This window comes from Aquibium sp. ELW1220, from assembly GCF_030398385.1.
Lineage (GTDB): Bacteria > Pseudomonadota > Alphaproteobacteria > Rhizobiales > Rhizobiaceae > Aquibium.
This window is the reverse complement of the sequence record NZ_JAOAOQ010000007.1, coordinates 138,146-158,803: the sequence shown is the minus strand read 5'-3', so window position 1 is coordinate 158,803 and position 20,658 is coordinate 138,146. Positions and strand designations below refer to the sequence as shown.

Here is a 20,658-nt window from a genome sequence, read left to right as displayed (position 1 = left end):
CCGGCGAACGTCCCGGGGTCAGCATACGCGCGAATCAACCGTGGTTGAAGACGATCGTCTTGGTCGCACTCATGTCGTAGAGCGCCTCGAAACCCTTCTCGCGGCCGTGGCCGGACTTCTTGAAGCCGCCGAAGGGCAGCTCGATGCCGCCGCCGGCGCCGTAGCCATTGACGAAGACCTGGCCGGCACGCACGCGTTTCGCGACGCGGTGCTGCCGGCCGCCGTCGCGGGTCCAGACGCCGGCGACCAGGCCGAAATCGGTGCCGTTGGCGATGCGGATCGCATCCGCCTCGTCGTCGAAGGGCGTGACGGCGAGGACCGGTCCGAACACCTCCTCCTGCGCGATCGCCTTCGCCGGGTCGACGGAACCGAACAGGGCCGGAGCGAAGTAGTAGCCGCCGGAAGGCGCATCGGCGGCGACCGAGCCGCGCGCCAGCGCCTCTATGCCTGCCTCCTCTGCGGCGGCAACCATGCCCGCCACGCGCTCCTGCTGCCTGCGGTTGATCAGCGGGCCGAGATCGAGATCGGCGTCGTGCGGACCGGCGACGAGCTTCGAAAAGCGTTCGGCGAGCCCGGCGGCGACAGTCGCGTAGACCTCGCGCTGGACGAGGATCCGGCTGCCGGCCGAGCAGGTCTGGCCGCCGTTCTGGATGATGGCGTTGACGAGCACCGGCATCGCCGCGTCCAGATCGGCGTCGGAAAAGACGATCTGCGGCGACTTGCCGCCGAGTTCCATGGTGACGCCGCGGTTGTTGACGGCCGCCGCCTGCTGGATCGCGGTGCCCGTCAGGGTCGATCCGGTGAAGGTGACGTAGTCGACCGCGGGATGCGCCGAGAGCGCAGCACCCGCGTCGCGGCCGTAGCCGGTGATGACGTTGAACACGCCCTCCGGCACCCCCGCCTCATGCGCCAGTTCGGCGATGCGGATGGTGGTGAGAGAGGCATCCTCCGCGGGCTTGACCACCAGCGTGTTGCCCATGGCCAGCGCCGCGCCCGCCACCCGGGCGAGGATCTGCATCGGATAGTTCCACGGGATGATGCCCGCGACCACGCCATGCGGCTCGCGCAGTGTCAGCGCGGTATAGCCGGGCAGGAACGGGATCGTGTCGCCATGGATCTTGTCGCCCGCCCCGCCGTAGAACTCGTAGTAGCGCATGGTGGCGACGACGTCGGCCCTGCCCTGGCGGATCGGCTTGCCGGTGTCGCGCGATTCGAGCGCGGCGAGTTCGTCGCCATGCTTCTCGATCAGCAGCCCGAGGCGGGTCAGGCAGCGTCCGCGCTCGACGGCCGGCATGCGGCTCCACGGCCCCTCCTCGAAGGCGCGCGCCGCCGAGCGGACCGCGCGATCGACGTCTTCCGCCGCGCTTTCGGGAATGGAGGCGAAGACCCTGCCATCGGAGGGCGAAGCGACGTCGATGCGCCGTCCGGACGCGGAATCGACCTGGCGACCGCCGATGAAATTCATGAAGGCCAGGCCTTCCGCCACCGTGCGAGAGATATGCGTGCCCATCCTGCCTGCTCCGTTTGCGCTTCCCAAGAGCCCCGTCTTATGCTGCACTGCAGCAGGGGCTCGTCGACGAGACATGGTGAAAGCCTTGCCTTCCGCGGGTGTCAAGCGCGTTCCCCGGTCGCGATCCGGCTGGCCTTTCGGAATGGGTCGCTCTGGCCTTTCTAAATCGATTAGATTATAGCCTCCGTTAAAGACGCTCCGGGAAGCACCAAACCATGACGAGCCAGATCATCCCAGTCGAGCCTTTCGACTTCATCGCTTTTGGCGCGACCGGCGATCTCGCCGAGCGAAAGCTGCTGCCCGCGCTGTACCAGCGCCAGATCGCCGGACAGTTCTCCGAGCCGACCCGCGTCGTTGGCGCGTCGCGTTCCAAGCTGACGGATGCGGAGTATCGTGAGTTCGCCCGCAAGGCGATCGTCGACCACGTTCCGGAGAAGTACATCGACGCCGAGGAACTGGACCGCTTTCTCGCCCGCCTGTCCTACGTGGCGGTCGATGCGCTGAGCGGCCAGGGTTTCGACGACCTGAAGAACGCGATCGGCGACAGCGACCGGATCCGCGTCTTCTACATGGCCGTGGCGCCGTCGCTCTTCGGTGCCATCTGCCTCAAGCTGAAGGAGCATGCCCTCGCCTCCCCGCAGGCCCGCATCGTCGTCGAGAAGCCCATCGGCCGCGACCTCGCCTCGGCTCAGGCGCTGAACGACCAGATCGGCCAGGTCTTCGCCGAGCACCAGATCTTCCGCATCGACCACTATCTCGGCAAGGAGACGGTGCAGAACCTGATGGCGCTGCGTTTCGCCAACGCGCTTTACGAGCCGCTGTGGAACTCCGCCCATATCGACCACGTCCAGATCTCGGTGGCCGAGACCGTCGGGCTCGAGGACCGCGTCAGCTATTACGACAAGGCCGGCGCGCTGCGCGACATGGTGCAGAACCACATCCTGCAGCTGCTCTGCCTCGTGGCCATGGAGGCGCCAGCTTCGATGGACGCCGACGCGGTGCGCGACGAGAAGCTGAAGGTGCTGCGCTCGCTGCGCCGCATCAACGGCGGCGAAGCCTCGAAGGTCACGGTGCGCGGCCAGTATCGCGCCGGTGCGTCGTCCGGCGGCGCGGTGCGCGGCTATGCCGACGAACTCGGCGGACAGAGCGGAACCGAAACCTTCGTGGCCATCAAGGCCGAGATCGCCAACTGGCGCTGGGCGGGCGTGCCCTTCTACCTGCGCACCGGCAAGCGGCTCGCCACGCGCGCCTCCGAGATCGTGATCGAGTTCAAGCACATTCCGCACTCGATCTTCGGCGAGCAGGCGGGCATGGTCTATGCCAACCAGCTGGTCATCCGCCTGCAGCCTGACGAAGGGGTCAGGCAGTGGATCATGATCAAGGACCCCGGCCCGGGCGGCATGCGCCTGCGCCACGTGCCGCTCGACATGAGCTTCGCCCAGTCGTTCGGCGTGCGGAACCCGGATGCCTACGAAAGGTTGGTGATGGACGTGGTGCGCGGCAACCAGACCCTGTTCATGCGCCGCGACGAGGTCGAAGCCGCCTGGCGATGGATCGATCCGATCCACGCCTCATGGGAGGATTCGGGCCAGGAGCCGCACGGCTACACCGCCGGGACGTGGGGCCCCTCCGGTTCGATCGCCCTGATCGAGCGTGACGGCCGGACCTGGCACGACCCGCAATAGGCACAGGAAGGGAGACGCGCCTTGGACTGGAGAGAATTCGCCACGCCGCAGGAACTCGCCGAAGCGCAGGCCGATGCCGTGGCAGAGGCTCTTCGCCAGGCCATCGCCGAACGCGGCGGCGCCACGCTCGCCGTCTCCGGTGGCACCACGCCGGTGCGCTTCTTCCGCGCGCTGTCGACGCGGGCTCTCGACTGGTCGAAGGTCGCTCTCACCCTCGTCGACGAGCGCTACGCTCCCCCCTCGTCCGACCGTTCCAACGAACGTCTCGTCCGCGAGAACCTGCTGCAGGGGGCCGCGGCCGATTCTCATCTCATCGCCCTCTACAGCGAGGCCGACAGCGTGGAGGCGGCAGCGCAGCGCGCCGACCTGCGGATGCTGGAGATCCTGTTTCCGATCGACGTTGTCGTTCTCGGAATGGGCACCGACGGCCACACCGCGTCGTTCTTTCCCGACGCCGAGAATCTCGACGAACCGCTCGATCCGCTCACCCGCCAGGCGGTCTTCGCCGTCCATGCGGGAAGCGCTGGCGAGCCACGGCTGACGCTGGCGCTGCCGCGCATCGCCAGCGCCCGCATGCTGCTCCTGCACATCGAGGGGCGCGCCAAGCGCGACGTCCTGGAGGCGGCGCTGGCGGAGCCGGAAGCGCGCCTGCCGGTGCGCCGCGTGCTCGACGCCGCCGAGACCAAGCCGATCGTCTACTGGGCCCCGAGCCAGGAAGAAAAGCCATGACAGCCGCAAGCGCCATCGAGGCCATCACCGACCGTATCCGCGAGCGTTCCAGGCCCACCCGCGAGACCTATCTCGGCCGGCTCGACGAGGCCGTCGGCAAGGGCGTCAACCGCTCCGTCCTGTCCTGCGGCAACCTCGCGCACGGCTTCGCCGCCTGTGCGCCGCACGACAAGGCCGCACTCGCCGGCGACCAGATCGCCAATCTCGGCATCATCACCTCCTACAACGACATGCTGTCGGCGCATCAGCCCTTCGAGACCTTTCCGCAGCTGATCAAGCAGGCGGCGCGCGAGGCGGGCGGCGTGGCGCAGGTGGCGGGCGGCGTGCCGGCCATGTGCGATGGCGTGACGCAGGGACGGCCAGGCATGGAGCTTTCGCTGTTCTCGCGCGACGTGATCGCCATGGCGACCGCCATCGGCCTGTCGCACGACATGTTCGACGCCGCCGTCTATCTCGGCGTCTGCGACAAGATCGTGCCTGGCCTGGTCATCGGTGCGCTGACCTTCGGCCATCTCCCCGCCGTCTTCATTCCCGCCGGGCCGATGACGACCGGCCTTCCCAATGACGAAAAGGCGCGCATCCGCCAGCTCTACGCCGAAGGCAAGGTCGGCCGCGCCGAGCTTCTCGAAGCCGAATCGAAGTCCTACCACGGCCCCGGCACCTGCACCTTCTACGGCACGGCCAACTCCAACCAGATGCTGATGGAGATCATGGGGCTGCACCTGCCCGGTGCCTCCTTCGTCAATCCGGGCACCCCCCTGCGCGACGCGCTGACGCGGGAGGCGACCAGACGCGCGCTTTCGATCACCGCGCTCGGCAACGACTTCCGCCCGGCCGGCCGCATCATCGACGAGCGCTCTGTGGTCAACGGCGTGGTCGGGTTGCATGCCACCGGCGGCTCGACCAACCACACCATCCACCTGATCGCCATGGCCGCCGCAGCCGGCATAGCGCTCACCTGGCAGGACATCTCGGACCTGTCCGACACCGTGCCGCTGCTCGCCCGCGTCTATCCGAACGGTCTCGCCGACGTGAACCATTTCCATGCCGCCGGCGGCATGGGCTTCCTGATCCGCGAACTGCTCGACGCCGGCCTGCTGCACGAGGACGTCGAGACTGTCTGGGGGACGGGCCTCCGGTCATACGCCGTCGAGGCGAAGCTGACGCCCGACGGTTCCGTCGCGCGCGAGGCGGCACCCGCGGCGAGCGGCGACGAGAAGGTGCTGGCTCCCTTCCCGAAGGCCTTCCAGCCGACCGGCGGTCTCAAGGTGCTCGAAGGCAATCTCGGCCGCGCGATCATCAAGACCTCCGCCGTGAAGCCGGAGCGCCGCGTGATCGAGGCGCCGGCGCTCGTCTTCGATGGCCAGGAACAGCTCAACGCCGCCTTCAAGGCCGGGGAACTCGACCGCGATTTCGTCGCCGTCGTGCGCTTCCAGGGACCGAAAGCCAACGGCATGCCGGAGCTGCATCGCCTGACCACCGTGCTGGGCGTCATCCAGGACCGCGGCTACAAGGTGGCGCTCGTCACCGACGGACGCATGTCGGGCGCGAGCGGCAAGATCCCGGCCGCCATCCACGTCACACCGGAAGCCGTCGAAGGCGGCAAGATCGGCCGCATCCGCGATGGCGACGTCATCCGTGTCGATAGCGAGACCGGTCGGCTCGAGGTCCTGGTCGATGCGGAGGAACTGGCCGCACGTCCCGCCCCGCAGCCCGACCTGTCGCACAACGGCTACGGGATGGGGCGCGAACTCTTCGCCGGCTTCCGCGCGATGGCGGGCCGGGCAGACCTCGGCGCCGCGGCGTTCGGCTGACGCCGGGCGCAGCCGCAACCGAAACATCACGCCGCGCCATTTCCACGCGCCTTGGCTGCACTAGATCGGTAGACATGGCCGATCCTGCTTCCCGCGAGCCCTGCCGCTCTCCCTCCTCCGATGACGGCCGGACGCAGCCGGAACCACGCCGCCCGCTCGCGCGCCAGGTGGCGATCGTCACCGGCGCATCCTCCGGCATCGGCACGGCAATCGCGACGGCGCTTGCCGCGGCCGGCGCCTCCGTCGTCGTCAACCATCGCCCCAATCCACGATCCGCAGCCGAGGCGGACGCGGTGGTGGAGGCGATCCGCCGAGCCGGCGATACGGCAAGCCCTTTTCCCGCCGACGTGACCAATGAAGCGGAGATGGACGCCATGGTCGAAGATGCCGTCGAGCGCTACGGCACGCTGGACATCATGGTGGCGAACGCAGGCATCGAAAAACCGGCGCCCATCGCCGAGATGACCCTCGACGCCTGGCGCGATGTGATCGACGTCAACCTTACCGGCGCCTTCCTCACCGCGCGCGCCGCAGCACGCCGGTTCCTCCGCCAGGGGCTACGCCCGGACGTGTCGCGCGCGGCGGGCAAGATCATCTTCACGAGTTCCGTGCACGAGTTCATTCCCTGGGCCTTCCAGGCGAACTACGCCGCATCGAAGGGCGGCGTGATGCTGCTGATGAAATCGCTGGCGCAGGAACTCGCGCCGCGCCGCATCCGCGTGAATTCCGTTGCGCCCGGCGCGATCCGCACGCAGATCAACGCCGAGGCCTGGCAGTCCGACGAGGCGCGCGAGGCGCTGCTGGAACTCATCCCCTACGGCCGGATCGGCGCCCCCGACGATATCGGCCGGGCCGTTGCCTGGCTCGCCTCCGACGATGCCGACTACCTGGTCGGCACGAGCCTCGTCGCCGACGGCGGCATGAGCCTCTATCCGTCCTTCCGGGGAGCAGGCTGATGGCGGACGCGCTCGGCACCGCGGCCTCCCGCTCACAATCCAAGCCGCTCGAGGATTACGGCCTGATCGGCAACATGGTCTCCGCAGCGCTGGTGGCCAGGGACGGGTCGATCGACTGGCTCTGCGCCCCGCGCTTCGATTCGCCCGCCTGTTTCGCCGCCCTGCTGGGAGGCCCCGAGCACGGACGCTGGCTGGTCGCGCCCGTTGAGCCGGGCCGGACGACGCGACGCTACATCCCTGACACCGCGATTCTGGAGACGCGCTTCGAGACGGAGGCCGGCGTCGTCACCCTGACCGATTTCATGCCGCTGACCCATGACGAGGACAAGATCGAGGTGGTCCGCATCGTCAGTGGCGTCAGCGGCGCCGTGCCGATGCAGATGGAGTTCATCCTGCGCTTCAACTACGGCGAGGCCGTGCCCTGGGTGCGCCGCCGCGACTACGGCCTCAGCGCCATCAGCGGACCCGATGCGGTGGAACTGCATTCCCGGGTACCGCTGTCGGGCCGCAACATGACGACGCACGCGGATTTCGTCGTGCGCGCCGGCGAGGACGTCGCCTTCACGCTGTCCTACCACCGCTCCCACAAGATGGCGCATTTCGTCGAGGATCATGCCGAGAGCCTCCACCAGACAAGCCTCTGGTGGCGGGAATGGTCGCGGCGCTGTACCTACCGGGGCGCGCACCACGACGCCGTGATGCGGTCGCTGATCACCCTCAAGCTCCTGACCTATCTCCCGACCGGCGGCATCGTGGCGGCGCCGACGACGTCGATCCCCGAGGCCCTCGGCGGCAGCCGCAACTGGGATTATCGCTACGGCTGGATCCGCGATTCCACGCTCACGCTTTATGCCCTGCTCGATTGCGGATACCGCGAAGAGGCGGCCGCCTGGCGCGAGTGGCTGCTGCGCGCAGCCGCCGGCCACCCGCAGCAGCTGGACGTGGTCTACGGCATCTCCGGCGAGCGCTGGCTGCCCGAGATCGAGATACCCTGGCTCCCGGGATACGAGAACAGCCGCCCCGTGCGCATCGGCAACGGCGCGGCCGACCAGCTGCAGCTCGACATCTACGGCGAGCTGATGGATGCGCTGCATGCCGCCCGCGAGGCGGAGCTGAGTTCGCTGGACGAATCCTGGCAGTTCCAGAAGGCGCTGCTCGAACATGTCGAGGCGGTGTGGCAGACCCCCGACAACGGCATCTGGGAGGTACGGGGGCCGCCGCGGGCCTTCACCCATTCGCGCATGATGTGCTGGGTCGCCTTCGACCGCGCCATCAAGAGCACGGAGCGGCATGGCCTCGACGGGCCGGTGGAGCACTGGCGCACCGTCCGCGACGCCATTCGGCGCGACATCGTCTGCAACGGCTTCAACCTGGAGAAGAACAGCTTCGTGCAGCACTACGGCGGAGACGCGCTCGACGCGTCGCTGCTCCTCATGCCGCAGGTCGGCTTTATCAAGCGCGACGATCCGCGGCTGGCCGGCACGGTCGCCGCGATCGAACGCGAACTGCTGCATGACGGCTTCGTGCTGCGCTATGCGACGGAAGAGGTCGACGACGGTGTCGGCGGCCGCGAGGGCGCCTTCCTGGCCTGTTCGTTCTGGCTTGCCGACGCCTATGCCATGCTCGGACGGATGGACGAGGCCAACACGCTTTTCGACCGGCTGCTCGGGCTGCGCAACGATCTCGGGCTGCTGGCGGAGGAATATGATCCGGTCGCCCGCCGCCTCGTCGGCAACTTCCCGCAGGGCTTTTCCCACATCGGGCTGGTCAACACCGCCTGCAACCTCGCCGGCGCGGAGGGACCGGCCGACCAGCGTGCGCGGCGGGTGGCGCCGCGGAACGGCCACGCGCGGAAGGCACCGGCGGCCGCCAGGACGCGAAGCGGCCCGTAGAATCGCGGCCACCGGATGATGACGGATGGCGAAGGCGGCAAAAGCGATTGCCGCCCGCCGCCTGCCCCGTTACATATCCTGGCATGAAGAAGATCGTGCTCCTTGCCCTCTGCGCTCCACTAGTCCTGTCCGCATGTGGCGGTTCGCCCTACCGCGTCGAGAGCCGCGACCCCGTCCCCCAGGATCCGAACGTCATCACCCAGGACCGACTGGACGAGATCATCCGCGAGCGGCAGCGCGACGCGTCCCGCAGCGGACGCTGACCTCCGGGACCGAAACGGCGGCAGGATCAGTAGGTCGTGCGCCTTTCTTCGCTCGGCGGGCGGCCGAACTGGAGCCGGTAGCTCTGCGCGAAGTAGGAATGCGAGGTGAAGCCTGTGGCGATGGCGACGTCGAGGATCGGCAGGTTGGTCTGGCGCAGCAGCTCGCGCGCCCGCTCGAGCCGCAGCCGCATGTAGTAGCGCCCCGGCGTCATATTGAGATGGCGCAGGAACAGCCGCTCGACCTGCCGCACCGACAGGCCCGCCGACTTCGCCAGTTCGACCGCCGATAGCGGCTCGTCGAGGCGCTCGGCCATCAGCGCCACGATCTTCTTCAGCTTCTCCGACTTTCCGGTCAGATCGCGTTCCGGCCCGACCCGCTGGCGGTCGGTGGCGCCGCGGATACGCTCGTGATGGAACTGGTTGGCCACCTCGTTGGCGACGCTCGCGCCGAAATCCGCGCGCACGATCTCCAGCATCAGGTCGATCGACGTGGTGCCACCGGCGCAGGTGTAGCGCTTGCGGTCGATCTCGAAGACGTTGCCGGTGCACTGGATGTCCGGAAACCGTTCCTGGAAGCCGGCCCGGTTTTCCCAGTGGATGGTGCAGCGATGGCCTTCGAGCTGTCCGGCCTCCGCGAGCAGGTGCGCGCCCACCGACAACGCGCCCAGCGACCCGCCTTTTCGTCCCCAGGAGCGCAGCGCGCCGAGCACCCGGCTCTTGCCGGGGAATTCGGTCGCCAGCCCGACGCAGACGAAGAGGATGTCTGCCGCCGGCATGTCGGAGACGGAATAGTCCACCTTCAGCGGCAGTCCGTTGGAGGCGATCACCGATTCGCCGTCCACGGAGACCGTCGTCCAGGCGTAGAAATCGCGGCCGATGAGCCGGTTGGTGGACCTGAACGTGTCGATCGCCGCCGCCAGCGAAAACATGGAGAACTTGTCCACGAGCAGGAAAGCGAACTGTCGGACGGGATCGACGCTATCGGCCATGGAATCCGGTTGTACAGGAGGAAACGGTCCGGGGCGAGGACGGCAGCGCCGTCCCGGCCGCGTCAGAAGCGCGGCGGCTCCACGCCGGCCGTGCGGCAGGCGGCCACCAGCGTGTTGGCCATCAGCATCGCGATCGTCATCGGGCCGACGCCGCCCGGCACCGGCGTGATCGCGCCGGCCTGACTGGCAGCCTCGTCGAAGGCGACGTCGCCGACGAGGCGCGTCTTGCCCTCGCCGCGCTCGGGCGCATCGATCCGGTTGATGCCGACGTCAATGACGGTCGCGCCGGGCTTCACCCAGTCGCCCTTGACGATCTCCGGCCGGCCGACCGCCGCGACGAGGATGTCGGCCGTCCGGCACAGCGCCGGCAGGTCCTTCGTTCGGCTGTGGGCGATGGTGACCGTGCAGTTGGCCGCGAGCAGCAGGTTCGCCATCGGCTTGCCGACGATATTGGAACGGCCGACCACGACGGCGGTCAGGCCCGACAGGTCGCGACCGCGCACCCGCTCGACCAGCAGCATCGACCCCGCCGGCGTGCACGGCACGAAGGCGGATGCGATCTCGCCGGTGCCAAGCTTGCCGACATTGACGAAATGGAAGCCGTCGACATCCTTCTCCGGCGAGATCGCCTGGATCACCCGGGCGGAATCGATCTGCCTGGGCAGAGGCAGCTGCACGAGGATGCCGTGAATGGCAGGATCGGCGTTGAGCTGCTCGATGAGCGCGAGAAGATCGGCCTCGGCTGTGTCGTCCGGCAGTTCGTGCTGCGCCGAGTGGAAGCCGCACTCCTTGGCCTTGCGCGACTTCGAATTGACGTAGACCTGGCTGGCTGGATCGTGGCCGACGATCACCACCGCGATGCCCGGCGTCACGCCGGTCTCGGCGATCAGCCTCGCCGCACCGTCCTTGACGGTCGCGACGACCTCCTCGGCGACCTTCTTGCCATCGATCACGTCCGTCATGCCGCTTCCTCCTGCCATGCCTGGTGAAGGTGAGCCTTATCCGACATTTGCAGCGATCGTAAGCGCGTCAATGCGCCCTTCGATGACGTTCTGCCGCAAATGGCTTCAGAGGAACCGGCGGCGGCCGCGGCTCTCGGCGAGGTCACGAAGCGCGACGCGGAATTCGCGCAGGCTGTCGCGGATCTCCTCCATCGCGCTCCTGTCGCCGTCGCTGCCGGACGCGGCCTGGGGGGCGGCTGCGGGCGCGGCCTCGCGGCGCACCTGCGGCTGGGGCTGCGGCTGCGGAGCCGCAGGCTGCTGCCAGGCCTGCTGCTGCCAGCCCGACGCCTGCGGCTGCGGGTAGCCGTACGGGTATCCGGGCTCGGCCATGCCGGGCTGCTGCGCCTGGCTCCAGGCCGGACGCTCGGCGTAGGGATAGGGCGGCGCGGCGCGCGGGTCCATCGGCTGGGGCGCGGGATATTGTGCCGGTGCCTGCCCGTTCCAGCCCTGGGGATGCCCCTGATAGGGCGCGTAGCCCGCAGCCTGGGGCGGCATCTGAAGTGCGGCCGGATGGCCATAGGCCTGCGATTGCATGGCGGGGTGACCCTGCGCCGGGGCATAGCCCTGTGGATAGGACGGCACCGGCGGATAGCTGGGGGACTGCGGGTACGGCGCATATCCCGTGGCCGGGCCGGCCGGGTACATCCATGCGCGCTGCGGCTCGGCCGGATGTGGCGCCTGCATCCCCTGGGGATAGGGCGTGAGGTTCTGCGGGGCCGGGAAGCGGTCGGCCGGCATCGGGTTGTCGTTCGGAGTCCAGCCCATCGGGGCACGTGCGTGATGCATGTCTGTCTCCTCGGCCAGGGCGGCCGTCTCTTCGGGGCGGTTGTCGTCCTGCGCATCGCGGCGTGCGCTGGCGGTCATATCGTCGGCGTCTTCTCCGCGGCGCAGCAGTCGGGCTGCCGCGCGCGGGAACGGCGCGCGAGGCGGCGGCTGCGGCCTTTCGCCGGCACCGTCGGCCCGCAGGCTGCCGACGACGCCGCGCGCCGCGCCGATGCCGACCCCGGCGCCGAAGCCGAGAAAGGCACCCAGAAGCGTCATCATAGTGCGCGACGGGCCCGACGGCTCGAGCGGCGGCGTGGCCTTCGAGATCACGCTGACATTGGCGGTGTTCAGGTCGCGCTGCTGGCCGGTTTCTCCCGCGCGCAGCAGGAAGCCCTCGTAGACGGCCCGCTTGGCCGTCGCCTCGCGCTCGAGTTCGCGCAGCGTCACCAGTTCGCCGCTCAGGCCGGCCTGCCGTGCCTTCAGCTGCGCAAGTCGGGCCGCAAGTTCCTGCTCGAGCTGCACGGCGCGGCGCAGTTCGACCTGGATCGAGGAGGCGACGAGCCGCAATTCCTGCTCGACGCGGCCGCGCGCCGCATCGACCTGCGCATCGATGGCGACACGCTCCGGATGCCGTGGACCCAGGCGCGTCCCGATCCGGTCGGCCTCCTGGCGCAACAGCGAGTACTGCGTCCGCATCTCGGTCAGCACGGGCGAGTTCATCTGTTCGGGAAGGTTCCCGGCCAGCGCGGCGTCGACCGTGATCGTCCGCGCCGAATCGGCCCGCGCCTGCAGTTCCAGCGTGCGGGCGCGCGCGATCGAAAGCTGGTCGTTCAGCTTCACGATCTCGTCGTCGGTGATCAGCCGGCCCTGCGCGTCGACGATGTCGTTTTCGGACTTGAAGGTCTCGACCTTCCGTTCGGCCTCCTCGACGCCGTCACGCAGTTCGGTGAGGCGCGCCGCGATTTCGTCGGAGGCCCTCCCCGCGGCACCCGCCTGGATGGAACCGTAGGTTTCGAGGAAGACGTCGGTCAGCGTGTTGACGATGAGCGCCGACTTGTCGGGGCTTTCGGTGCGCGCCGTCACCGCGACGACGAAGGTCTTGCCGCCGCGCACGACGTCGGTCGCCTCGCCGAGATGCTCGATGGCGAGCGCACGCCTGCGCACCGACGGGTCGCCCGACGCGCCAGCCGTGGAGAGAAGGGCGCGAAGGTCGCTGAGGAAGCTGAACGGTCCGCCGCTGCGGGTGCCGTTGAACTCGGGATCCCTGTCGAGCCCCAGCGTGTCGACCACCTTGCCGAGCACGACTCCGGACCGGAGCACGCGAACCTGGTTCTCGACGACCGCGAGCATGGCCTCGGCCGACAGGCCGCCGTCGGTGAGTTCGTTCTGGACGATGCGGAGCTGGCGCGGGTCGATGATCAGCTCGGTCAGCGCGACGTACTGCTTGGGCGTCGATAGCGCGATGGCGGCCGCGAGGGCGGCACCGCACACGGTGGCCGCCGCGATGATCCAGCCGGAACGCAGGACGCCGCGGACGACCTGCACGGGGTCGATGAGAGGACGCCAGTAGGAATCGCCCTGATCGGGAGCGGACTGGTGCGCCGGGCGAATCGCCCGCGGCTCCCGATCCGTTTCGACCGGTGCCGAAACCGACGGCGGGACGGGCGCCGCGGCCACGGGCGGCGCCGGTTCCGAGGTCTCCCGCTTCGTCGTCCGGTCCATATTCACGACCTGAGGGGTTTCCGGCTCCGGCGACGGCTCCGGCGACAGTTCGGGCGGAGCAGCGGATGCACGGCGCCTGGCGCCGGACGCGAAGAGGGCCTGAAGCTCGCGCTCCTGCTCTGCGAAGGGTTCCGGCTGCGACGTCTCCGGTTCGGGCTTTTCCTGAGTCTTCCGCGCCTGCGCCAGTGCAGCGACCAGCGGACTTGCTGCGGCTTCCCGCCGCGAGCGCGCTCGCCGGTGGCGCTCCGAAGCCGACATCGTCCCGTCGTCGGACTGGCGGCGGCCGTCCGCGATCGTCTCGGCCGGCGAAGCCGGAACGAGGCTCAGGAGGGAACCGATCCGGTCGCTCCGATCGCGGTTGTCGTGGTCAGGCATGACGCGCTGCATTTCCGAAACGGGGGTGCGCGGGGGGCACCTTTCGTTAAGGCAACCTAAAGAGGTGTGGGAAACAAAAGGTTAACGAGCGAGCGCCGGGTCGCCCGAAGAACGGCATGGAAGGCGGGAAAACCCTGTCCTGCAGCGCCACACGAGGAGTTAAGGTTTATTCGCTAGCCTGCAGCATCGACGATCAACCCCATCGGGAACCCGCATCGTGACATGGGCAGGCGGGGTCCACGAAACAGGCCCCATGCAACGGATCATCCGCTTCCTCGCCACAAAAAGCGGCCTGTTGCGCGACTACGCGACGGCGGTGAGCGGGTCGGCCGGTCGCCTGGTCTTTTCCCTGATCTATTTCGTCGCGCTCGCCAACACGCTGTCGATCGCGGAGTTCGGCCTGTTCGCAACCGCATCGGCGGCCGGCGTGATGCTGTCGCGTATCCTCGCATTCGGCTTCATTTCGGCGTTGTACAGGGCTGCGACGGTCAAGCCATTGCTGCTCGGCGTCTTCACGGGCGGCTTCCTCGCCATGGCGCTGCTGTCGCTGCCCGTTCTCGCGGCCGCCAGCTATGCCGTCTGGCTGGTCTTCTTCGGCGGCGAGATGGCCCTCGGCGTCTTTGCGCTGCTGATCGTGGCCGAGACACTGCTCTGGCGACCGGTCGAGGCGATCATCATCGTCAACAACGGAATGGGCCGCTTCGCCCGGGCGGCCTTCCTTGCCATCCTGACGACAGCACTTCGCGCGCTCGCCGCTCTGGCTTTCGCCTTCTGGGCGACACCCGACCTTGCCAGTTGGGCTGGCTTCTACCTTGCCGCCAACGCCCTGTCGCTCGCCATTGCAGCCGCGTTCTTCTATCCGCGCCGGCGCATCCGCTTCCGCATCCGGCTCTACCTGCGCCGGCTCGCCGATTCGGTGTATGTCGCCGGAGCCGAGATGATCTTCTATCTCCAGATGGAGATGGACAAGCTGCTCGTGCTGGCGATCGGCGGGCCGCACCTCGCGGGCATCTACGCGATCGTCATGCGTCTCATCGACCTGACCGCCATTCCGATCCGCACCTTCACCATGATGCTGGTCCAGCGGATGATGCGGACACCCGAGATGCTCTCGCGCCGCATGCTGAGATTCGGCCTCGAAGCCGGCGTGTTCGCGGTATCGACCGCGGGGCTTCTCGCGCTCGCGCTCGCGCTTCGGATCGAGCCGACGCTGCTCGGCAAGAACGTCGCCGAGGCGGCGCCGCTGGTGCTTCTCGCGCTCTTTGTCCCCGGGCTTCGCAACCTCGTCGAGTACCAGGCCGAACTGCTCTTTGCCCGCGGCCAGACGCTGCTGCGCGCCGTCAACCTCGCCTTGCTGGCGGGTCTCAAGGCGCTGCTGCTCACCACCGTCTTGCTGCACGCAGGAGACACCGCCCCCATGGTGCTGGCGCTCAACGGAGCCTTCGCGCTGCTGTACCTCGCGTCAGCGGCGCTGACCTACTCGGCAATGAGGATGCCACCGCGGCCCTTCTGAGCGGATGCTCAGGCGACGAGCCGGCGGATCGTCGTGATGTCCGTGCCGATGAAGGACTGCATCCCGACAGCCACCTGATGCGGCGCGAGATTGTCGAGAAAGTCGCGCATGTCCGCCTCCGACATCCGCGGTCCCGTCCAGTAGACGCGGCAGAGTTCGTCGCCGGACAGGAAATGGCCCTGAAGGGCGGCCACCTCGGCGGCGTGGCGGCCATAGATCATGCATTCCGAGAACATCCGGCGCGAGGCGATACCGGCCACCCAGTGACGCCCGGTGACCTCCTCGATACGGCGGCACATCGCCTGTGTCGAATCGCGCCGCCAGGCGATCAGCGTGGCGATATAGTCGTGCGGCGACACCTCGGGACCCGCGATGCCGAGAATGCGGCCCGCATGCGCAGACCAGTCGCGCTGCTCGCTGCCCGTCCGGTCGACCAAAGCGTCCTCCCGGCGAAACAGCCGCATGGCACCGTTGCGCCAGAAGTGCCCGCAGTCGAAAGGCCGCACGAAGGCGACGTCGGAATCGCAATAGACGAACGCCTCCTCGGGTGCGTGCAGGGCAATGGCGATGCGCCTCAGCTGCTGCACGTGCCAGCCGCGCAGCGGCATCGTGCGCAGGCTGAGCCAGATCCGGCGGCGAAAGCGGCTGGTCGGATCCCGGAACGACCGCAGCCAGCCGGGCAGGAGATCGTGTTCGTCGACGACCACCCGGTTCGGCCCCTCGAGCTGCCGGAACAGCGCGACGTCGGAATGCTCGACCAGGATGTAGTGGCGGGTGTAGCCCGTCACGCGGGCGTCGATCGTATCGCACAGCAGCCGGCAACGCTCGAAGTCGGGCCCATAGCTCGCCGTGACGATGGCGGTCGGGGCATGCGGCACGGGCTCGAAGAGGCCGGTCAACGCGAATCGCCACCGCTGGACAGCTTCCGACCGAGGACGCGCATCAGAAAGAGTGGATTGCCGATGATGTAGCGGCGCCACAGGCGCAGCGGCTCCACGAGCAACCGGAAGAGCCATTCGAGGCCGAGACGACGCAGCTGAAGCGGCGCGCGCGGGATCGTCCCGCTCATGAAGTCGAGAAGCGCGCCCACGCCCAGGGCAAGCGTGCAGTGCTTTTCCGTCAGGTGCTCGGCGATCCATCGCTCCTGGCGCGGCACGCCCATGGCCACCAGCAGGATGTCCGGGCGAACCGTTTCGAGCCTTGCGAGAATGACCGGTCTGTCGGCATCGGCGAAGTAGCCGTCCTGCACCATGACGATCTCGTGCTGTGGCGCGAAGGCGCGCAGGTGGGTCGCCGCGAGTTCGACATTGGCGCGGGAGGTGCCGATGAGCCCGATCCTGAGCGGAACCGTCTGCGAGGCGATGAACGCGGGCACGAAATCCGTCCCGTTCAGATTGGCCGGAAACGGACGCCCATGCAGCACGCTCGACGCGATGTCGACGCCGATGCCGTCCGGAAAGACGACGAAGTCCCCGAGCGTCTCCCTGAAGGTCGCGTCGGCCGTCGCGAGATTTGCCACATGCGCGTTGAGGAAGGCGATCTTCGTGAAACGTCCCGCCCGGATGCGTTCCCCCAGAAAGGCGATCGCCTGCTCCTGGGTCATCGGCATGACGTCCACGCCGAGAATGGACCGTTCCGTCGGCAGCGGCGAACGCGCCGCTCTCTCCCGTTGCTCCGCCCGGATGCTCATGCCGCGGCCGCCCCGCTGGCCGCCGCTGCGCCGATCGCCCCGAGACCGCGCGCGATCCTCTCGTCGAGGACCTGGAGCTGGGCGGCATGGAAGGCGCGTCCGTCGACGTCCCCGACGCGGTCGGCGGCCATGGCGGCAAGTTCCGCCGCGAAGGTCGCCGGGTCGTCGGCCACCCGGCAGTTCGACGGAAGATGCGCGATGCCCCGCAGCGAGCGGCTCGTGGCGACACAGGCCAACCCCTGCTCGAAGGCCTCGATCGTCTTCAGCTGGACACCGGTACCGGCCCGGGCGATCAGCGGCACCACTGCTGCACCGCGCACGAAGCCGACGGCATCCGCCACGCGGCCGACGAATTCGACGCCGGGCGGACAGGCAAGATCGCCCGGAATGCTGCCTGCGATGCGCGTGCGGAAGTTGCGCGGCAGCCAGGGCGTCACCTCGCGCAGATACCATTCGAGGCCGATCCGGTTCGGCTGCCAGGTCCAGGTGCCGATGAGCGCTGCGTCGCAGACGATTTCCCGCGCACGGCCGGGCCGGGCCGCGGACGCGCGGGTGACGAGCGGCAGGGCGGCGGAGCGGTGATCTCCCGGCACGCCCAGCGCCGCGCGATCCTCTTCGGCCAGCGTATAGACGAAGGCTGCGCGCGCGCAGAGCCGTTCCTCGACGGCCCGCACGAGACGCGCCTCGCGCCGGAACAGCGTGCGCTGAACGATATCGCCGACCGCCAGGGCATTCTCCTCGGCGGAGCGATGTTCGACATTGTGCGCGACGAAGATGGAGGGACGATCCGTGAACAATCCTTCGAAGGCGCCGGCGAACTGCGCCGCGTTGAGGACATAGGCGTCGTAGGGTTCGGCCTGCTTCAGGGCGGCGCGGATGTCGGCCTCGCTCGCGGCACGGAGTTTTGCGGATGCGAAGGTCAGCCCCGACAGTACGGCGCCGGCCAGCCAGCGCATCTTCTGGAGCGCACCTGCGCCTTCCGTCCGGACATCAACCTCGCCGAGCGAAATGGTGTTGTCGGGATCGGACGGCGTCTTGCCGGGCCACGTGTAGCCGAGCACGGTCACCCGCGCTCCGCTGCGGCGCAGGGCGGCGATGATCGCGGCGTTGGCGATCTCGTATCCGGTCGTCGGGTCCCCATCGGGAACCAGCGAGGTGACGAAAATCAGATGCATCATGTCCGTCCGAGTCCGGCCGTGCCTAGCAAAGGCAGGTGAAGTCTCGCTTAAGGCCACGCAACGGGCATGCCGCGGGGGTGTCCGGACCGCGCCGCCCCGCCGCCTTCCTCGAACAGTGCTTAACCATGTCTTAACGGCCCACTGTCTTTATGGCCCGATCGCCCGAAAGATCCGCGGATGCAGCCCGTCTCCAGTGCCAGCAACGTCACCGTGGTGGCCCGATCCCCCGGACTCCGCTCCGGCGAGGTCGAGGTGGTCGTCACGCTGCCCACCTACAAGCGGCCGGAACAGGTGCTGGCGACGCTTCAGTCTGTCATCGGCCAACGGACCTCGCGTCGCTTTGCGGTCGTCGTCATGGAAAATGACGCGGAATGGCACGCCGGCGCCGATGCCGTCGCACCCCTGTTCGAAAACGGGACGGCGCCGGGTCTGCTCATCATCGCCCACGACCGCGGCAACTGCTGTGCCTACAATGCCGGATGGGCAACCGCGCTCGCCGAATTCCCGAACCTCCGCTTCATCCAGGTGATCGACGACGACGAGGTCGCGACGCCGGACTGGCTGGAAACCATGTGCCGCAGCGCCGGGTCGCTCGGTGCCGACATCGTCGGCGCACCGCAGGTTCCCTTGTTCCACGAGCCGGGTCACGAGCACTGGGCCGATCACCCGGTCTTTGCCCCGCCCTACCGGGAGACGGGCGTCGTTCCGGCACTCTACTCCTCCGGCAACCTGCTCATCGCGAGGCGCGTCCTCGACGCCATGCCGCGCCCCTTCCTCGACCTGTCGTTCAACTTCACCGGCGGCGGCGATTCCGACTTCCTGAGCCGTGCGGCCATGCGCGGCTTCACGCTTGGCTGGTGTGCGCAGGCGCCGGTCATGGAAACCGTACCGGCGCGCCGACTTAAGCCCGACTGGATCCGCTCCCGCTCGCTGCGCGAGGGCGTGCTGTCGACCTGGGTCGAGAAGCGCAAGCGGGGCGGATCTCCTGCGGCGAGGCTGCGGGTGGCCGGCAAGAGCCTCGCGCTCCTGGCGGCCTCTCCCGTTCGCGGCACCATTCGCTTCGCGCGCACGGGTTCGCTGTCCAACGGGCTCTACCCCTTCTACGTCGCGCTGGGACGCCTGCTGGCGGAGTTCGGATACGCCAATGAGCAGTACCGCCAGGCCGAAAAGAACTGAGCCCGTGTCAGACGCCGCCCTCCTCGACCGCCGTGGCGTTGCGACCCTGCTGGCGATGCTGCTCTTCGGCATCACCATCATTTCCTTCCGCCCCTTCTCGCCGATGGCGGCAGAATCGACGGGCGGCGATATCGTCAACCAGCTCGGCTTCGGCGCCGTCGGCGGATTGTCGCTCTTCTGCCTTCTCGCCTTCGTGGACCGGAAAGTGCTCGCCAGCCTGGTCGGCTTCTGGTGGGCTCTGCTCCTCGGCCTGTTCCTCGTCTCGGTGGTCAACGCGGCCGACCCGTCCTCGGCCTTCCGGACCGCGGTCTTCACCCTGATCGGCGTCCTTGCCATGCTGGCGGTGCTGACCGTGCCGAGGGATGCAGACGCCATCTCGACCGCTTTCGCGGTGACGGGCCTCGCGATCGTCGGCCTGTGCTATGCCGGGCTGGTCGTCTATCCCGACATCGCCATCCACGGCACCGACTCCACCGAGCCGCAGCATGCCGGCCTCTGGCGCGGCGCGTTCTCGCACAAGAACGTCGCCGGCCCCGTGATGGCGGGGCTGAGCTTCGCCGGGCTTTATCTGATGCGCCGGGGATGGCGCTGGTCGGGCGGACTGCTCCTCGTTTCCGCCGTCGTCTTCCTCGCCCATACCGGCTCGAAGACGACGACGGGTCTCGTTCCGCTTGCCTTCCTGCTGGTCATGGGGCCGAGCCTCGTCGGCCTTCGTCGCGCGGTGCCGCTGATCTTCGCGGTCGCGCTCGTGGTGGCCGCTGTCGCCACCGTCGGGATCGTCGTGTCGCAGCCGCTCTGGGACCTGTCGCAGCAGGTATCGCCCGGCCTGACCTACACCGGCCGCACGACGCTCTGGACGTTCCTGCTCGAGATGATCGAAAAGAAGCCGTGGTTCGGCTACGGCTACGAGAGCTTCTGGGGCACGCAGGTGGTGCAGCTCCAGGACAAGCCCTTCGACAGCGACTGGGACATCCGCGGCATCGTCCATGGCCACAACGGCTATCTTGACGTGGCGGTGCTTATGGGCGTGCCCACCCTCCTCGTGGCAGTCGTCGCCTTCCTTATCGTGCCGATGATCGACTTCCTGCGCGTCCCCCCGAACCGCGAGAACGTGTTCCTAGCGGACTTCTTCATGATGACGCTGATGTTCACCGCGTTCAACGCCTTCCTGGAGAGCTTCTTCTTCCGGCGTGTCGATCCGGTCTGGCTATTCTTCGTTCTTGCGGTCTTCGGGCTGCGCTACGTGTCGCGCTTCACCATCCCCGGCAACGTTGCGCCGCAGAAGCGCCGGACGCGCCGGATCGTCGACTGGGCGGGGCTCCTGCAGCCCGCGTGGTCGAGGACCGCGCGGAACCACTGACCCCAGGGTGCATTGACGGTCAGAACTTCCTTCTCAAGGA

At 68.3% G+C, this 20,658-nt stretch carries 16 protein-coding genes; 9 read left to right on the top strand and 7 right to left on the bottom strand.

Features of this window, described 5'->3' with window-relative positions:
* Nucleotides 1–34: 34 nt before the first annotated feature.
* Entirely contained in the window at nucleotides 35–1,510 is a 1,476-nt protein-coding gene (locus tag N1F91_RS09410) for an aldehyde dehydrogenase family protein (RefSeq protein WP_289991667.1), read from the bottom strand.
* 215 nt (nucleotides 1,511–1,725) lie between these two features.
* Between N1F91_RS09410 and zwf the strand changes: the two genes are divergently transcribed.
* From zwf to N1F91_RS09380, 6 genes are all read left to right on the top strand, one after another.
* Nucleotides 1,726–3,195 (top strand): glucose-6-phosphate dehydrogenase, encoded by a 1,470-nt coding sequence (gene zwf / locus N1F91_RS09405; RefSeq protein ID WP_289991666.1) that lies wholly within the window; start codon nucleotides 1,726–1,728, stop codon nucleotides 3,193–3,195.
* A gap of 21 nt (nucleotides 3,196–3,216) precedes the next feature.
* Nucleotides 3,217–3,924, top strand: coding sequence for a 6-phosphogluconolactonase (pgl, locus tag N1F91_RS09400; RefSeq protein ID WP_289991665.1), 708 nt, complete (start codon nucleotides 3,217–3,219; stop codon nucleotides 3,922–3,924).
* The gene (gene edd, locus N1F91_RS09395; protein ID WP_289991664.1) at nucleotides 3,921–5,738 is read left to right on the top strand and encodes a phosphogluconate dehydratase; all 1,818 of its coding nucleotides are present in this window, start codon (nucleotides 3,921–3,923) and stop codon (nucleotides 5,736–5,738) included. The genes pgl and edd overlap by 4 nt, the downstream gene beginning before the upstream one ends.
* 74 nt (nucleotides 5,739–5,812) lie before the next feature.
* Nucleotides 5,813–6,694: a glucose 1-dehydrogenase gene (locus N1F91_RS09390; protein WP_289991663.1), complete on the top strand. Its 882-nt coding sequence runs from the start codon at nucleotides 5,813–5,815 to the stop codon at nucleotides 6,692–6,694.
* Nucleotides 6,694–8,586: a glycoside hydrolase family 15 protein gene (locus N1F91_RS09385; RefSeq protein ID WP_289991662.1), complete on the top strand. Its 1,893-nt coding sequence runs from the start codon at nucleotides 6,694–6,696 to the stop codon at nucleotides 8,584–8,586. The genes N1F91_RS09390 and N1F91_RS09385 overlap by 1 nt, the downstream gene beginning before the upstream one ends.
* A gap of 83 nt (nucleotides 8,587–8,669) precedes the next feature.
* A complete protein-coding gene (locus N1F91_RS09380) occupies nucleotides 8,670–8,849 on the top strand; it encodes a hypothetical protein (protein WP_289991661.1) in 180 nt (59 codons plus the stop codon).
* Nucleotides 8,850–8,875: 26 nt separating this feature from the next.
* Here N1F91_RS09380 and N1F91_RS09375 read toward each other — a convergent pair whose 3' ends face one another.
* The 3 genes from N1F91_RS09375 to N1F91_RS09365 form a co-directional block, all read right to left on the bottom strand.
* Nucleotides 8,876–9,838 (bottom strand): GlxA family transcriptional regulator, encoded by a 963-nt coding sequence (locus N1F91_RS09375; RefSeq protein ID WP_289991660.1) that lies wholly within the window; start codon nucleotides 9,836–9,838, stop codon nucleotides 8,876–8,878.
* Nucleotides 9,839–9,900: 62 nt separating this feature from the next.
* Nucleotides 9,901–10,800: a bifunctional methylenetetrahydrofolate dehydrogenase/methenyltetrahydrofolate cyclohydrolase FolD gene (gene folD, locus N1F91_RS09370; protein ID WP_289991659.1), complete on the bottom strand. Its 900-nt coding sequence runs from the start codon at nucleotides 10,798–10,800 to the stop codon at nucleotides 9,901–9,903.
* Nucleotides 10,801–10,905: 105 nt separating this feature from the next.
* Nucleotides 10,906–13,701: a GNVR domain-containing protein gene (locus N1F91_RS09365; RefSeq protein WP_289991658.1), complete on the bottom strand. Its 2,796-nt coding sequence runs from the start codon at nucleotides 13,699–13,701 to the stop codon at nucleotides 10,906–10,908.
* A gap of 253 nt (nucleotides 13,702–13,954) precedes the next feature.
* Here N1F91_RS09365 and N1F91_RS09360 point away from each other — a divergent pair, with 253 nt between their 5' ends.
* Complete coding sequence (locus tag N1F91_RS09360) at nucleotides 13,955–15,214, top strand: lipopolysaccharide biosynthesis protein (RefSeq protein ID WP_289991656.1); 1,260 nt, start codon at nucleotides 13,955–13,957, stop codon at nucleotides 15,212–15,214.
* 8 nt (nucleotides 15,215–15,222) lie between these two features.
* Here N1F91_RS09360 and N1F91_RS09355 read toward each other — a convergent pair whose 3' ends face one another.
* From N1F91_RS09355 to N1F91_RS09345, 3 genes are read right to left on the bottom strand one after another with little or no spacing between them, the layout of a single operon-like run.
* The gene (locus N1F91_RS09355; RefSeq protein ID WP_289991655.1) at nucleotides 15,223–16,113 is read right to left on the bottom strand and encodes a DUF6492 family protein; all 891 of its coding nucleotides are present in this window, start codon (nucleotides 16,111–16,113) and stop codon (nucleotides 15,223–15,225) included.
* Nucleotides 16,110–16,904: a WecB/TagA/CpsF family glycosyltransferase gene (locus N1F91_RS09350; RefSeq protein WP_289991654.1), complete on the bottom strand. Its 795-nt coding sequence runs from the start codon at nucleotides 16,902–16,904 to the stop codon at nucleotides 16,110–16,112. The genes N1F91_RS09355 and N1F91_RS09350 overlap by 4 nt, the downstream gene beginning before the upstream one ends.
* Entirely contained in the window at nucleotides 16,901–18,079 is a 1,179-nt protein-coding gene (locus N1F91_RS09345) for a glycosyltransferase family 4 protein (RefSeq protein ID WP_289991713.1), read from the bottom strand. Before N1F91_RS09345 ends, N1F91_RS09350 begins: the two co-directional genes overlap by 4 nt.
* 180 nt (nucleotides 18,080–18,259) lie before the next feature.
* Here N1F91_RS09345 and N1F91_RS09340 point away from each other — a divergent pair, with 180 nt between their 5' ends.
* Together N1F91_RS09340 and N1F91_RS09335 are read left to right on the top strand one after the other, a co-directional pair.
* Complete coding sequence (locus tag N1F91_RS09340) at nucleotides 18,260–19,258, top strand: glycosyltransferase (RefSeq protein WP_289991653.1); 999 nt, start codon at nucleotides 18,260–18,262, stop codon at nucleotides 19,256–19,258.
* A 4-nt stretch (nucleotides 19,259–19,262) separates the two neighbouring features.
* The gene (locus N1F91_RS09335) at nucleotides 19,263–20,618 is read left to right on the top strand and encodes an O-antigen ligase (protein ID WP_354670536.1); all 1,356 of its coding nucleotides are present in this window, start codon (nucleotides 19,263–19,265) and stop codon (nucleotides 20,616–20,618) included.
* The last annotated feature ends 40 nt before the right edge of the window (nucleotides 20,619–20,658 follow it).

Excerpts from the sequence above, each read along its gene's own strand:
- zwf (WP_289991666.1), top strand. The coding sequence starts at position 1,726 with ATGACGAGCCAGATCATCCCAGTCGAGCCTTTCGACTTCATCGCTTTT.
- N1F91_RS09350 (WP_289991654.1), bottom strand. The coding sequence starts at position 16,904 with ATGAGCATCCGGGCGGAGCAACGGGAGAGAGCGGCGCGTTCGCCGCTG.
- N1F91_RS09360 (WP_289991656.1), top strand. The coding sequence starts at position 13,955 with ATGCAACGGATCATCCGCTTCCTCGCCACAAAAAGCGGCCTGTTGCGC.
- folD (WP_289991659.1), bottom strand. The coding sequence starts at position 10,800 with ATGACGGACGTGATCGATGGCAAGAAGGTCGCCGAGGAGGTCGTCGCG.
- N1F91_RS09365 (WP_289991658.1), bottom strand. The coding sequence starts at position 13,701 with ATGCCTGACCACGACAACCGCGATCGGAGCGACCGGATCGGTTCCCTC.
- N1F91_RS09375 (WP_289991660.1), bottom strand. The coding sequence starts at position 9,838 with ATGGCCGATAGCGTCGATCCCGTCCGACAGTTCGCTTTCCTGCTCGTG.
- edd (WP_289991664.1), top strand. The coding sequence starts at position 3,921 with ATGACAGCCGCAAGCGCCATCGAGGCCATCACCGACCGTATCCGCGAG.
- N1F91_RS09380 (WP_289991661.1), top strand. The coding sequence starts at position 8,670 with ATGAAGAAGATCGTGCTCCTTGCCCTCTGCGCTCCACTAGTCCTGTCC.
- N1F91_RS09410 (WP_289991667.1), bottom strand. The coding sequence starts at position 1,510 with ATGGGCACGCATATCTCTCGCACGGTGGCGGAAGGCCTGGCCTTCATG.
- N1F91_RS09385 (WP_289991662.1), top strand. The coding sequence starts at position 6,694 with ATGGCGGACGCGCTCGGCACCGCGGCCTCCCGCTCACAATCCAAGCCG.
- N1F91_RS09340 (WP_289991653.1), top strand. The coding sequence starts at position 18,260 with ATGCAGCCCGTCTCCAGTGCCAGCAACGTCACCGTGGTGGCCCGATCC.
- N1F91_RS09345 (WP_289991713.1), bottom strand. The coding sequence starts at position 18,079 with ATGCATCTGATTTTCGTCACCTCGCTGGTTCCCGATGGGGACCCGACG.
- N1F91_RS09390 (WP_289991663.1), top strand. The coding sequence starts at position 5,813 with ATGGCCGATCCTGCTTCCCGCGAGCCCTGCCGCTCTCCCTCCTCCGAT.